This is a genomic window from Xylanimonas sp. McL0601 (genome assembly GCF_049852175.1).
Classification (GTDB): Bacteria; Actinomycetota; Actinomycetes; order Actinomycetales; family Cellulomonadaceae; genus Xylanimonas.
Window position 1 is genome coordinate 1,142,883 of the sequence record NZ_CP187527.1, and the last position, 13,782, is coordinate 1,156,664.

Genomic DNA, 13,782 nt, shown 5'->3' on the forward strand with positions numbered 1-13,782 from the left:
GTCGGGGGTCCGCTGGGACGTCCGGGCCGCGCCCGGACCTCCCGTAGTGTACGGGTGCCCCCCGGCGCGCCCGGGGGACGGTTCGCCGTGCAGGGCGCGGCCACGACGAGACGGGTGGAGATCGATGACCGCGGGTGCCGCAGCGACCCAGGGCGCCGGACGGCGGCTGATCGCCGTCGTCTCGTCGTTCCGGCCGACCGACGAGCTGGTCCGGAACGTCGGGCTGATCGCCGGCCAGGTGGACGAGGTCGTGGTGGTCGACGACGGCAGCGGACCCGACTACGGCGCCGTGCTCGACCACGTGCGGGCCGCCGGGGCCCGCGTCGTCGCGCTGGCGGAGAACCAGGGGATCGCCGCGGCGCTCAACGCCGGGCTGCGCGAGGCCGCTCTCGCTCCCGAGGACCTCGTGGTGACGTTCGACCAGGACAGCACGGTCCCCGAGGGCTTCATCGCCGCGCTCGTGGCCCAGTGGGACGCGGGCGTGCGCGCAGGGCTGGCGATGGGCATGGTCTCGCCCGAGAGCTTCGCCGGCCTGCGGCAGGTCCTCCGTGGCGCCGACGAGCACGGGTTCCGGCACTCGCGTGAGCCGATCCAGTCCGGGTCGCTGGTCTCGGGCGAGGTGCTCGCCGCCGCCGGGTACCAGCGCGAGGAGCTGTTCATCGACCTCGTCGACATCGAGTACTACCTGCGCCTGAAGAGGCTCGGCCGGGCGTGCCTCGTGGCCCCCGGGCTCGTCCTGCCGCACGAGCTCGGCCGCACCTACCCGTTCACTCTCCTGGGCCGCCGGATCCGCCTGAGCGGAAGGCAGCTCACCCTCAGCCTCTCGACGCCATTCCGGTACTACTACCGGGCCCGCAGCCGCGTGGTGATCAACCGCGAGTACTGGCGCAGCGACCCCGCCCTCCTGAGCGTGGACACGCTGCGCGAGATCCAGCATGTCCTGCTCGTCGGCCTGTACGCCCAGCCGCGGGGGGCCATCGCGCGCGTGATCGCACGCGGCCTGCGCGACGGCTGGCGTGGGCGCATGGGCAAGATGCCCGACGACGTCGCGCAGACCGCGGCCCGCGTCAGCTGGCGGATCGACCCGCTGTAGCGGCCGCCGGCGGCAGCAGCCGCAGGGCCGGGCCGGCGAGCAGTGCCACCAGCAGCACCTCGGACGACGCGAGGCCGAACGCGATCAGCGTCGCGTCGTGGCGCGCCGCGCCCCACCCCATGAGTGCGAGCCCCAGGATCGACGACGCGATCGTGCCCGCGAGCACGAAGCGGCCACGACCCGAGGGGATGAGCAGGTTGCGGATGAGCGGCGTGGACAGCGAGATGAACAGGAACGCCACCCCGTACCAGGCGGCCGCCGCGCGGTGCGCGGCCACATCGGTGCCAAACACCAGACCGGTGACCCACGGGCCCAGCGTCGCGAGGAACACCAGCCCGAGCACGCCCGTCACGGCGTGCGCCCCCATCGCCAGGAGCTGGCGGCGGCGCCGGTCGGCGGCCGCGGGGTCGAGCACCCAGCCCTGGAACGCGTTGCCGATCGACGTCACGACGATCGTCAGACCCACGCGGTACAGCTTGTCGGCCGAGGAGAACGCCGAGCCGTCCGCCGGGGACAGCGTCGCCGTCGAGATCGGCACCGGCGTCGAGCCGTAGGCGTTGCCGGCCGCGTCGATGCCGGCCGTGGCTGCCGTCTGCCGCAGGACCGCCCACAGCGACCGGTGCGGCTCTGCCGATGCGTCATAGCCCGCGAGGATGCGGCGCGTGAACATCGCCGTGGGCAGCACGAGTGCGAGCGTGGTCAGCACCGGGTACGGCCAGATGGTGTGGGTGGCCAGCATGAGCGGCACCGACACGAGCGCCGCGGCCAGCCGGGGCAGCACGTCGTAACGGGCCATCAGCATCGGCTGGCCGATGCCGATGCAGTACCAGGACGGCAGCAGCCCGGTGAGCGTGAGCGCACCCGCCATGAGCAGCGAGTCCGTGAGGTGGTGCGGCCCGACGACGGCCCACGTGATGAGCAGGCAGACGGGCAGCACGAACACGGTCGCGAGCCCGCGCACCACCAGGGAGTCGCGGTAGAGGCGCTGGCGCACATGCTCCGCCGCCGTCTGAGCGACGGCGGGGGGACCGAAGATGCCCCAGCCGAAGGTCACCGCGATCGCACCGAACCCACCGATCGCCTGCGCAGCGACGATGTCGCCCCAGCCCGTCTGCCCTGCGATGCGGGACACGAACGGCAGGATGATGAACGGCGCGAGCGCGCTCAGCAGCGGGATCCCGAAGAATCCCGCGAGCCGCGGTGCCAGCCCCTGACGGCGGTGCGCCGTCGAGGGCTCCGTCACTGGCCCTGGGCGGCGTACTTCGCCTCGACGGCAGCCTTCGCCGGGCGCCACCAGGCCTCGTTGGCCTTGTACCAGTCGACGGTGGCCTCGAGGCCCGAGCGGAAGTCGGTGTACTGCGGCACCCAGCCCAGCTCGTCGCGCAGGCGCGTGGCGTCGATGGCATAGCGCAGGTCGTGGCCCGCGCGGTCGTTGACGTGGTCGAAGTCGGTGGCGTCACGGCCGAAGATCTCGAGCAGCGTCTGGACGACCTCGAGGTTGTTCTTCTCGCCGTCGGCGCCGATCAGGTAGGTCTCGCCGATGCGGCCCTTCTCGACGATCGCCCACACGGCCGAGTTGTGGTCCTCGACGTGGATCCAGTCGCGCACGTTCTGCCCGGCGCCGTACAGCCGCGGGCGGATGCCGTCGATCAGGTTGGTGACCTGCCGAGGGATGAACTTCTCGATGTGCTGGTATGGCCCGTAGTTGTTCGAGCAGTTCGAGATCGTGGCCTGCACGCCGAAGCTGCGCACCCACGCACGGACCAGCAGGTCCGAGCCCGCTTTGGTCGACGAGTAGGGCGACGACGGGTTGTACGGCGTCGTCGGCGTGAACTTCGCCGGGTCGTCGAGCTCGAGGTCGCCGTACACCTCGTCGGTCGAGATGTGGTGGAAGCGCACGCCGTGCTTGCGCACCGCCTCGAGGAGCGTGAACGTGCCGACGACGTTCGTCTGCACGAACGGCGACGGGTCGTTGAGCGAGTTGTCGTTGTGCGACTCGGCGGCGAAGTGCACCACGAGGTCGGACTCGCCGACCAGGCGGTCGACCAGCTCGGCGTCGGTGATCGAGCCCTCGACGAGGGTGACCTGATCGGCGACGGCGGCCAGCGACGCGCGGTCGCCCGCGTACGTGAGGGCGTCGAGGACGGTCACCCGGACGTCCGGACGCTCCCGGACGGTCTGGTGGACGAAGTTGGAGCCGATGAAGCCGGCGCCACCAGTGACGAGTACCTGCACGATTCCTCCGGGTGCGCGGGACGGGACTGCCGACAATCTACCGTCTTGCCGCAGCGCCGGTCTGCGGCCTCCAGCGATCGCACCGTGCCTCAACGCGACAGGACGCGCCGCACCGTCACCACGTCCCTGACCGGGAACTCACTCTTCGTACCCTGATGGAGGCCGCTCGCCCGGCCGCCCGGCTCGAGGAGGAGATCGCGATGCGCAGGCAGAGGCCAAGGCTCACCATCGTCGCCCTGGGGCTGGTGGTCGTCACGGGACTGACGCTCGCCGCCTGTGCCTCCCCGGCGCCGGCGACCGGTGACGGCTCGCGGGCGAGCGACGATCCCGCCGTGACGGCGACGGCAAGCCCGACGCCCAGCGACGGGCGCCGCTCCGTCGAGGTCGTCGCCGTCGCGACGATGGGCTCCGACGACGTGCTCGCGGCGGGTGGCTACGTCCACGGCGTCATCGAGGCGGGGGGGACGTGCGCGTTCACCCTTGTCCAGGGTGACGCCACTGTGGACGGGTCGTCGTCGGCAGAACCCGACGCGACGACCACGTGGTGCAGCAACGTCAACCTGACCCTTCCGACGCCCGGGGCGCCCTGGACCCTGAAGCTGAGGTACGAGTCGCCTGCGTCGGTGGGCGCCGGGAGCGTGACGTCGACGGGAGAGATCTCGTGAGGCGGCCGCGTCGTCCTCAGGTCCTCGCCCTGACCGCGGTCGTGGCGGGGAGCCTGGTCGCGGCCGACCTCCCGGCGACGGCGGCGCCCGCGCCTGCGGCGCCGCTCGCCGCCGCCCCGGTCGCGACAGCGCTGAGCGGCTCCGACTTCAAGGCCGGCAACATCATCGCCGACGCCGTCTTCTACGAGTCCGGCACGATGACGGCCACGCAGGTCCAGGCGTTCCTGGACAAGCAGGGCTCGGCCTGCGTCGCCGGCGAGCAGGCGTGCCTCAAGGACTACACGGTGACCACCCCGTCGACGGCGGCGGAGACCAACCTGTGCAAGGCCTATGCGGGCGCGACGAACGAGCCGGCGTCGCGGATCATCTCGAAGGTCTCGAACGCCTGCGGGATCAACCCGCGCGTGCTGCTCGTGCTGCTGCAGAAGGAGTCGTCGCTCGTCACGAAGACGAAGCCGACGACGGTCAACTACCATTCCGCGACCGGCTACGGCTGCCCCGACGGTGCGCCGTGCGACGCGCAGTACTACGGGCTCTTCAACCAGCTCTACCGCGCGGCACGCCAGTACCACGTGTATCGCAACAACCCGACGCGGTACGGCTACCAGGCCGGTCGCGACAACACGATCCTCTACAACCCGAACACGACCTGCGGGTCGTCGACGGTCTACATCGAGAACCAGGCGACGGCCGGCCTGTACATCTACACGCCGTACCAGCCCAACGCCGCGGCGCTGAAGAACCTGTACGGCACGGGCGACGTCTGCTCGGCGTACGGCAACCGGAACTTCTGGCGGCTGTTCACCGACTGGTTCGGCTCGACCCAGCTCAACGTCTCGGGCGGCCCGGACCGGCTGGAGTACCGGGCGCACGTCCAGAACATCGGCTGGCAGGACTGGGTGCCCGAGGGCACGATGGCCGGCACCACCGGTCGTTCGTTGCGCGTGGAGGCGCTCCAGCTCCGGCTGCCGGCCGGGAGCCCGTCGGGCGGGGTCCAGTGCTCGGCGCACGTCCAGAACATCGGCTGGACGGGCTACGTCGACACAGGCCAGACGTGCGGCACGACGGGGCGCAGCCTCAGGGTCGAGGCGCTCCGGCTCAGGCTCACGGGGAGCGTCGCCAGCCAGTTCGACATCTGGTACCGGGTCTACGTCCAGAACGTCGGGTGGCTCGGCTGGGCGAAGAACGGCGCCGACGCGGGCACGGAGGGGATGGGCCTGCGCACGGAGTCCGTCGAGGTGCGGCTCGTCGCCAAGGGCCAGGCGGGGCCGACGCCGCAGACGATGCCCTCGGCCAGCATCGGGCTCACGGTGACGCCGCACGTGGCGACGCTGGGATGGCTGGCACCGGTCGGGCAGGGCCAGACGGCGGGCACGACGGGCCGGTCGCTCGCGCTGGAGGCGCTCCGGGTGCGGACGTCGTCCCTGCCCTGGGCAGGCGGGATCCAGTGCAGGGCCCACGTGCAGAACATCGGCTGGACGGGATGGGTAGCACCGGGGGCGACCTGCGGCACCACCGGGCGGGGCCTGCGCATGGAGGCGTTCTCGCTGCAGTTCAGCGGGTCTGCCGCCGCGAGCCTCGACGTCTGGTACCGCGCCCATGTCCAGAACATCGGCTGGATGGGATGGGCGAGCAACGGCGCCCAGTCCGGTACGCAGGGCCTCGGCCTGCGCGTGGAGAGCGTCCAGGTCGTCGTGCAGCCGCGCGGTTCGACCCCGCCGGGCAGCACGGGCAACGCGTTCCGCACGTCATGATCGGTCCGGCGGGCTCGACCACCGCAGTGGTCGAGCCCGCCGCGACGCACGGGGTCAGGCGCGCAGCGACGCGCGGAACTCCTGCACGGCGTCCCACGTGGGCAGGAGGCCCTGCTCGCGAGCCTCGGCCAGCGTCGGCGCGGCCGCGTCCTTGTCGCTCAGCAGGGGCGTGAGCGGGGAGCCGTCGCGGCTCTCCGTCGGCCACTGGATGCCGAGCTCGGGGTCGAGCGGGTGGAGGCCGTGCTCGCGGCCCGGCGCGTAGGGCGCCGAGCAGAGGTACGTGACGGTCGAGCCGTCCTCCAGGGAGCAGAAGGCGTGGCCGAGCCCCTCGGAGAGGTAGATCGCCTTGCGGTCGACGTCGTCGAGCAGCACCGAGTCCCACTCGCCGAAGGTCGGCGAACCCACCCGGATGTCGACGACGACGTCGAGCACGGCGCCCTTGACGCACGTGACGTACTTGGCCTGGCTGGGCGGGACGTCCGCGAAGTGGACACCGCGCAGCACGCCGGCGGCCGAGACGGAGAGGTTCGCCTGGTGCAGGTCGAGCGCGTGCCCGACGGTCTGGGCGAACTCGGCGCCCTTGAACCACTCGAGGAACACACCCCGGTCGTCGCCGAACTGGCGGGGCGTGAGCTCCCACGCGCCCTCGATCTTCAGTGCTCGGATGTCCACCGGCGGAAGCGTAGTCGACCGGATCCCGCCCGGTAGGCTCCGGACATGCGCTGGTTGATCACGGGTGGCGGCGGCATGCTCGCCACGGACCTGGAGAAGACGCTCGTCGAGCACGGGCACGAGGTGGTCACGGCCACGCAGCACGACGTGAACATCACCGATGCTGAGGCCTGCGTCGCCGCAGCCCAGGGCTTCGATGTCATCGCCAACGCCGCGGCGTGGACCGACGTCGACGGCGCGGAGGACAACGAGCCCGCGGCCTTCGCGGTCAACGCCGTCGGTGCGGCCAACCTGGCCCGCGCGGCGACGCAGGCGGGTGCTCGCCTGGTCCACGTCTCGACCGACTACGTGTTCGACGGCGACGCCACGGAGCCCTATCCCGCGCACGCCCCTGTCGCACCGCGCTCGGCGTACGGGCGCACGAAGCTCGCGGGGGAGTGGGCCGTGCTCGCCGAGGGCGACCACCTCGTGGTGCGCACCGCCTGGCTGTACGGGGCGACGACGGGCAAGTTCCCGCGCACCATCGCCCGCGTCCTGCGCGAGAAGGGCGCCGCGACCGTCGTCGACGACCAGGTCGGGCAGCCCACCTGGACGGCCGACCTCGCCGACCTCATGGTGCGGCTCGTCGACGCGAAGGCCCCGCGGGGGATCTACCACGGGACCTCGAGCGGACGCTGCTCGTGGTTCGAGCTGGCCCAGGAGGTCGCGTCGACCATCGGGCTCGACCCGGCCGTCGTCTCGCCGACGTCGAGCGCCGCGTTCGCGGCCAAGGCGCACCGCCCGGGGTACTCGGTGCTCTCGCACGACTCGCTCGAGGCGGCTGGTGTCGCCCCGATCGGCGACTGGCGCGAGCGCTTCCGCGCGGCCGCGCCCGTCATCGTCGGCTGAACCGCGCCGGCCGAGACCGGAACGGCAACGCTTCGTGAGGCTCGACCACGTTGGTGGTCGAGCCTCACGAAGCGACGATCACCCGGCGCGGAACGAGTCCGCGGTCGACCCGGGTGCGGCTGCGCCCTTGGGCCGCACGACCACCTGGACGGCCTCCACGCGCAGAGCCAGGCCCTGCGTCCCCGCCGCAGCACCGTTGTGCGCCCAGCCCATCCACCCGATGTTCTGGACGTGCACCCGGTACCAGACGTCGAGGTGGGCCGCCGCGGCCCCGTCGTACCTCAGGGCGAGCGCCTCGATGCGGAGCCCGCGCCCCGTGGTCCCGCACGTCGCCCCCGGGGCCACAGATCCGGTCCACCCGATGTTCTGCACGTGCGCACGGCACTCGACCCCGCCCGACCACGGGACCGACGTGGCGACCTTGAGCGCCTCGAGCGCGAGCGACCGGCCGGACGTGCCCGCCGTCTGGCCCGCCCCCACCGCCGGCAACCACCCGAGCGTCGCGACGTGCGGCGTCACGGTGAGGCCGACCTGCACCGCGGGCAGCACCGACGACGCGGGCGCCGCCTGCCCCTTCGGGACGAGCCGCACCTGGAGGGCCTCGGTGCGCATCGCCATGCCCGTCGTCCCCGCGACCGCGCCGCTGCGGGCCCAGCCCATCCACCCGATGTTCTGCACGTGGACGCGGTACAGGACGTCATACTTCTGCGCCAGGTTTCCCGTCAGGCGGAGCTTGATCGCCTCGACCCGGAGGCCCTGGCCGACGGAACCGCAGATCCGTCCGGCGGGCGCGTAGGCCAGCCAGCCGCTGCCCTGCACCTGCGCCGAGCACTCGATCCCGCCGGAGACGGGCGGCTTCGGAAGCGCGAACGTCACCGCCTCGACCCGCAGCGAGCGCCCCGTCGTGCCCGCGGTGGCACCTTCCGTCGACCATCCCTGCCAGCCGATGTTCTGGACGTGGGCGCGGTAGGCCACCCGCTCGGTGCTCGGGGGCGTGGGCGTCCTCGGCGGGAGCGGTCCGTCGAGGCCGAAGATCGAGGTGTACTTGCTCTGCTCGGACGCCGCGCGACTGCGGATCGTGCCGAGGAGCTTGTAGAGGTTCGGACCGGGGCATGACGTCTGGCCCACGTCGCGGTGCCCCTGGATGGTGTTGACCGTCCGCCCGTTGATGACCGCGGTGGTGTTCGCGTGGATCCCGTGGAGCGACAGCTTCCAGCCGAGCAGCCGGACGATGGCGTCGACGGCCGCGCTGGAGGGGGTCGCCGTGTCGTAGCTGCCGAGCACCGAGACGCCGAACGTGCTGGCGTTCCAGCTCGTCGCGTGGGCGCCGATCGTCTCGTTCTCGATGCCGCCCTTGCGCCCCTCCCAGATCCGGCCGTACTTGTCGACCAGGAAGTTGTAGCCGATGTCGCCCCAGCCGCGGGTGATGGCGTGGTAGGCGTAGATGCCCCGCAGGATCGAGGGCACGTCCCCCGCGGTGTAGTCGTTCGTGCCTGCCGTGTGGTGGATGACGGCGCCCTTGAAGTTGCCGCGGGCGGGCTGCCAGGTCGCGAGGGACTCGTCGGCGCCCCAGTCGGCCCGCGACTGGATCGCCGGCCCGCCGGTGGTCGACGGTGCGACGGCCGCCAGGGGCCCGGCCACGGTCGTCGGCGCCGACTTTCCCGCGGGGGAGGTGCCTGGCAGCGCGGCGGCGGCGTCGACGACGCCGGTGCCCGGGTCGACCACGGAGAGGCGGACGTCGGAGAGCCCCGCGGCACCGGCGCCCTCGACCTTCGCCTCGACGTGCGAGACGGCTCCCACGACCATCGGCGTGGTGCCGCCCTGGGAGCCGCCGTCCGCGCCGGGCTCGATGTCGAGGTGCTCCCACTTGCCCCAGACGCGGTCCGCGCCGGAGGTGCGTACCTGGATCGTGACGCCCTGCGGCAGCGGCGAACCGTGCCAGACGACGCCGACGGTGGCGTAGCCCGTGACGTCGGACGCGGCGACAACGACGTCGTCCTGAGGCGTGACGGGGGTGCCGTCGGCCGAGGCGCCGAGCTTCGCGGCCTCGGGCGCTTTGGGGGTGTCGGCAGCGACGTCGGTGATCTCGGGCGCCACGGGGGCGGCCGGGTGGTGCGCCGCGGAGCCCTGGGCGGCGCCCACGGTGGCGGGGCGGTGGGACGTGGCGGCGGGTGCGGCAACGGCGCCTGCCGGCGCCGCCACGACGGGCACGAGGAGTGCCCCGGTGAGGAGGAGTACTGCCGCCCGGGCGGTGACGGTGCGGAGTGGGGCTCGTCGGGACATCACTCGGTCTCCCTGCGAGAAGGAATGTGGTCCCCGTCACTGTGAACGACGATCGCCCCGGCGGGCTGGACGTCGCCCGGCGCGGCCCGCGTTTCGCCGACCGCGCCAGGCGAGCGACGTCAGTCGTCGAGGAGCCCCAGCAGGTAGCTCCCGTAGCCCGACTTGACGAGCTTCTCGGCGCGCTCGCGCAGCTCGTCGTCGCTCAGGAACCCGCGCCGCCAGGCGACCTCCTCGGGCGAACCGATCTTCAGGCCCTGCCGGTTCTCGATGGTCCGGACGTAGTCGCTGGCCTCGAGCAGCGAGTCGAACGTGCCGGTGTCGAGCCAGGCGGTGCCGCGCGGCAGCACCTCGACCTGCAGCTTGCCGGCCTCCAGGTAGTGGCGGTTGACGTCGGTGATCTCGTACTCGCCGCGCGCGGAGGGCTGCAGGTTCTTGGCGATCTCGACGACGTCGTTGTCGTAGAAGTAGAGGCCAGGCACGGCGTAGCTCGACTTGGGCTTGGCGGGCTTCTCCTCGAGCGAGAGCGCCCGGAAGCTCTCGTCGAACTCGACGACGCCGTACGCCGTCGGGTCGGCCACGCGGTAGGCGAAGACGGCGCCGCCGTCGAGGTTCTCGAAGCGGGTCAGCCGCGACCCGAGACCCGGGCCGTAGAAGATGTTGTCGCCCAGCACGAGCGACGTCGCCTCGTTGCCCACGAAGTCGGCGCCCAGGACGAACGCCTGGGCGAGCCCGTTCGGCTCGGCCTGCACCGTGTAGCTGATCGACACGCCGAACTGCGACCCGTCGCCCAGCAGCCGGCGGAACTGGTCGGCGTCGTGCGGCGTCGTGATGACGAGGATGTCCCGGATGCCGGCCAGGATGAGCGTCGACAGCGGGTAGTAGATCATCGGCTTGTCGTAGACCGGCACGAGCTGCTTGCTCACGCCGAGGGTGATCGGGTGGAGCCTGGTGCCGGACCCGCCGGCCAGGATGATTCCGCGCATGACCGGGATTCTTCCATGTGCGCCCGGCGGGCCAGTGGGCGGACCTTCCGGCGTCCGTGCAGGTGCGCGGGAGCGAGGCACGGCAGACTGGTCCCATGGACCTGACCGGCGTGCTGTCCGGCACGGAACCCGAGGCGAGTCCCGAAGCGCCCCCCGGCAGACGCCGCTGGCCGGCCCACCGCCGCCTCGACGTCGTGCTGACCCTCCTTGTCGTGGGCGTCGCCGCCACGTGGGCCCTGCTCACGCCGCCGTTGCGCGCCCCGGACGAGCCGCAGCACCTCAACAGCGTGCTCCGCATCGCCTTCGGTGGCGGCTGGCCGAAGCCGGGCGAGGCCGTGATGGCGCCGGCGGTCCAGCAGGCCCGTATCGACGTCGCGCTCGAGACCGACCTGCCGGGCCGCTACGCCGACCGCGGCACGGTGCCGCAGTTCGCCCTCGCAGACATCGTCCCCGCCGCCGACCGCGCCCGCGTGACCCCGCGGACCGCGCTGCCGCACTGGCCGGCCCTCGCCGCCGACGACGTCGACCAGATGAGCCAGCACCCGCCGCTCTACTACGCGCTCGGTGCGGGGCTGCTGCACGTGACCGGCCTGGTGGACGCCCGCTGGGACCAGCAGCTGCTCGCGCTGCGCCTGCTCGACGTCGTGCTGCTCGCGCCGCTGGTCCCGCTCGCGGCCTGGTCGGCGCGCCGGCTGACGGGCTCGACGGCGGCCGGCGCGGTCGCGGCCTGCTTCCCGCTGCTGGTGCCCCAGGTGGGGCACATCCTCGGCGCGGTCAACAACGACGCCCTCGTCATGCTGGTCGGGGCCGCCGTGACCGCGCTCGTCGTGCGCGTGCTCACCGGCGACCGGAGCCTGCGCACCGCCGCGATCATCGGCGCCGTCGTCGGCATCGGGCTGCTCACCAAGGTCATGGCGGCCTTCCTGCTGCCGGTGATCGCGCTGGCGTACCTGCTCGCGCCGGGCGGCGCGCTCGGGGCGAGCACCGAGAGCCGCCGTCGCGCGCTCGGCGCCGACGCCCGACGCGTGCTGCTCACGGGCGGCGTGGCGCTCGCCGTCGGCGGCTGGTGGTGGGTGCGCAACATCGTCGTCTACGGCACCGTCCAGCCTGTCGGCATCGATCGGAACCTGGACGACAAGGTGTCCGAGGGGCTGGGAACCTACGTCGTCCAGGCGTGGCGGCGGCTGTCGCGGTCGTTCTTCGGGGACATGGGCTGGCTCGACCTGCGCACGCCGCAGTCGTTCTGGCTGACGGCCACGGTGCTGCTGCTGGTGCTCGGCGTCGTCGCGCTCACCAGCCGCGCCACGTGGCGCCCGGTCGCGGTGCTGCTGGCGCTGCCCACCACGCTCACCGTGGCGATCCTCTACAACGGCTGGGCCTACTACCAGGAGCACGGTCTGCTGGTCGGCCACCAGGGCCGCTACCTGTTCGCGGGCCTGGCGGCGCTCGCGGTGGTGCTGGCCGTCGCGGTGCGGCGGCTGGTCGGCGGGTCGGAGGCGCGGCTTCGCATGGCCGTGCCCGTCGTCGTCGCGACGGGGATCGCCGTGACGTTCTACGGGTTCCGCTTCGGGTTCACCGGCTTCTACCGGCCCGAGGGCACGACGCTGCGCGAGGCCTTCGACCGCTGGGAGCTGCTCAGCCCTGTGGGCTCGGGGTGGCTGGTCGCGGTGGCCGGCACTACCGCAGCCCTGGCGATCGCCGCGCTGGCCCTCGCGGTGTGGCAGGCGCTGCGCCGTCCGCGCGCGGGGGTCTGACGAGCGTCCGGACGACGGCGGCGCACGCCAGCGCGACGAGCCCGAGCGCGATCGAGGCCGCGACCCACGCCGCGCCCGTGTGCGCCGGATAGCCCAGCGGCGTCGTCGGCGGTGAGGTCATCGCCGCGCCCGCGGACCCGCCGCGCCCGGACACCAGCCAGGTCACCAGGTCGACGACGATGACGGCCGTCCAGCCGGGCAGCACCCATTCGGGCAACCACCAGCGGGCCCAGCGCCGCGTCCGGCCCGCGCGGTGTGCCAGCCCTGCCGCGACGCCGGCGACGAGCGGCAGCGCCGCCGGCAGCAGGTAGCGCGGGTAGATGCCGCCGCCGGAGGTGGCGTACGCGAGCTGCACCGCAGCGGCCACGACGCACGCCGCGACCGGCACCGCCACGGGCAGCGCGGCCAGCAGCGGGCGCCGCAGCACCCGGTGGTGGACCACGATCCCGACCACCAGCGGCACGGCCATCAGCAGCACCGTGCCCACGGGCCGCGGGACCACGGGCCCCCACCACCAGAGGTTGGGCAGCCGGTCCCAGGTGACCGGGTCGATCGCAACCCTCAGCAGCGAGCGGGCGTGCCGGCCCTGGTTCTCGAGCGCCCAGTCGGGGTGGCCGCCCGTGACGCTCCCGGTGAGCCGCAGGTTGCGCAGGTAGAACCAGCCGGACGCCGCCGCGACGACCACGACCACCGTGCCCGTGAGCGCCGCCGTCCGCGCGACCTGCCGGTGGGCGAGCGCGGCGAGCGCCGCCCCCGCGAGCCCGACCGCGGCGACGATGAGCGACGACGTCCGCGCGAGCGCGCACGCCGTCGCGGTGCCCACGAGGCCGGCGAACAGGGGCCACGTCAGCCCGCGCCGCGCGACGCGCACCGCGAGGCCGAGCAGCGCCGTCGTCCACACCGCCGCGAACAGGTCGTTGAGCACCGTGCCCGCTGTCTGGGCGACGACGGCGGAGCACGCCGTGACGAACGCGACGACGGCGGGCAGGCGCGAGCCCTCGCGCACCATGCCGCGGGCGGCCCACGTCGTCACGAGCACGAACACCCCCGCGAGCAGCGCCCCGAGGGCCCGCGCGGCGTACATGGCGCCGACGGCGTGCCCGGCGTCGGCGAGCGGGCCGACCACCGGCGCGAGCACCAGGTAGAACAACGGCGGGTGCTGCGACGTCCACTGCACCGCCGGGATCCACGCGTGCTCGGGCCGCAGCTGCAGGCCGTCCTCGAACACCGGCAGGCCTCCGTGCCACACCTGCCAGGCGTAGTCGAGGTGGGCGACCTCGTCGCCCGCCGTGAACGGGGCGACGGCCAGCAGCTGGACCGTGGCGAGCGCCACGGCGACGGCCACGCTGAGCCTGACAGGGTGGCGCACGAGCAGGCGCACCGCGTCTATCGTGTGCCTCACAGGCTCCAGCCTAGGGGGCGGCGCCCGCACGCCCAGACCGGCTGACCGACCCG

General features: G+C 73.1%; 11 protein-coding genes. 5 read left to right on the forward strand and 6 right to left on the reverse strand.

Translation table 11 applies throughout. From position 1 onward, the window contains the following. The first annotated feature begins 124 nt into the window (after positions 1-124). Positions 125-1,093 carry a glycosyltransferase gene (locus ACO4JP_RS05175; RefSeq protein ID WP_425956315.1) on the forward strand — a complete coding sequence of 323 codons (969 nt, stop codon included), beginning with the start codon at positions 125-127 and terminating at the stop codon, positions 1,091-1,093. Here the strand turns inward: ACO4JP_RS05175 and ACO4JP_RS05180 are convergent. Both ACO4JP_RS05180 and rfbB read right to left on the reverse strand, forming a co-directional pair. Then, complete coding sequence (locus tag ACO4JP_RS05180; protein WP_425956316.1) at positions 1,068-2,336, reverse strand: lipopolysaccharide biosynthesis protein; 1,269 nt, start codon at positions 2,334-2,336, stop codon at positions 1,068-1,070. The two genes, ACO4JP_RS05175 and ACO4JP_RS05180, sit on opposite strands and share 26 nt — an antisense overlap. Beyond that, positions 2,333-3,328 (reverse strand): dTDP-glucose 4,6-dehydratase, encoded by a 996-nt coding sequence (gene rfbB, locus ACO4JP_RS05185; protein ID WP_425956317.1) that lies wholly within the window; start codon positions 3,326-3,328, stop codon positions 2,333-2,335. The genes ACO4JP_RS05180 and rfbB overlap by 4 nt, the downstream gene beginning before the upstream one ends. Before the next feature lie 155 nt (positions 3,329-3,483). Between rfbB and ACO4JP_RS05190 the strand changes: the two genes are divergently transcribed. Then, on the forward strand, positions 3,484-3,993 hold the full coding sequence (locus ACO4JP_RS05190; RefSeq protein WP_425956318.1) for a hypothetical protein: 510 nt from the start codon (positions 3,484-3,486) through the stop codon (positions 3,991-3,993). Between the two features lie 41 nt (positions 3,994-4,034). Continuing rightward, positions 4,035-5,747: a hypothetical protein gene (locus ACO4JP_RS05195; protein WP_425956319.1), complete on the forward strand. Its 1,713-nt coding sequence runs from the start codon at positions 4,035-4,037 to the stop codon at positions 5,745-5,747. Positions 5,748-5,801: 54 nt separating this feature from the next. Here the strand turns inward: ACO4JP_RS05195 and ACO4JP_RS05200 are convergent, their stop codons facing one another. Beyond that, complete coding sequence (locus ACO4JP_RS05200) at positions 5,802-6,419, reverse strand: dTDP-4-dehydrorhamnose 3,5-epimerase family protein (RefSeq protein ID WP_425956320.1); 618 nt, start codon at positions 6,417-6,419, stop codon at positions 5,802-5,804. Between the two features lie 45 nt (positions 6,420-6,464). Between ACO4JP_RS05200 and rfbD the strand changes: the two genes are divergently transcribed. Further along, on the forward strand, positions 6,465-7,307 hold the full coding sequence (gene rfbD, locus ACO4JP_RS05205; RefSeq protein WP_425956321.1) for a dTDP-4-dehydrorhamnose reductase: 843 nt from the start codon (positions 6,465-6,467) through the stop codon (positions 7,305-7,307). A gap of 78 nt (positions 7,308-7,385) precedes the next feature. On the opposite strand, the gene ACO4JP_RS05210 is transcribed toward rfbD, so the two are convergent. Then, positions 7,386-9,590 (reverse strand): N-acetylmuramoyl-L-alanine amidase, encoded by a 2,205-nt coding sequence (locus ACO4JP_RS05210; RefSeq protein ID WP_425956322.1) that lies wholly within the window; start codon positions 9,588-9,590, stop codon positions 7,386-7,388. 119 nt (positions 9,591-9,709) lie between these two features. Next, positions 9,710-10,573 carry a glucose-1-phosphate thymidylyltransferase RfbA gene (gene rfbA / locus ACO4JP_RS05215; protein WP_425956323.1) on the reverse strand — a complete coding sequence of 288 codons (864 nt, stop codon included), beginning with the start codon at positions 10,571-10,573 and terminating at the stop codon, positions 9,710-9,712. A 95-nt stretch (positions 10,574-10,668) separates the two neighbouring features. Between rfbA and ACO4JP_RS05220 the strand changes: the two genes are divergently transcribed. Continuing rightward, a complete protein-coding gene (locus ACO4JP_RS05220) occupies positions 10,669-12,327 on the forward strand; it encodes a DUF2142 domain-containing protein (RefSeq protein ID WP_425956324.1) in 1,659 nt (552 codons plus the stop codon). On the opposite strand, the gene ACO4JP_RS05225 is transcribed toward ACO4JP_RS05220, so the two are convergent. Further along, positions 12,251-13,729, reverse strand: a complete 1,479-nt coding sequence (locus ACO4JP_RS05225; protein ID WP_425956325.1) for a hypothetical protein — start codon at positions 13,727-13,729, stop codon at positions 12,251-12,253. The genes ACO4JP_RS05220 and ACO4JP_RS05225 overlap by 77 nt on opposite strands. Positions 13,730-13,782: the final 53 nt, after the last annotated feature.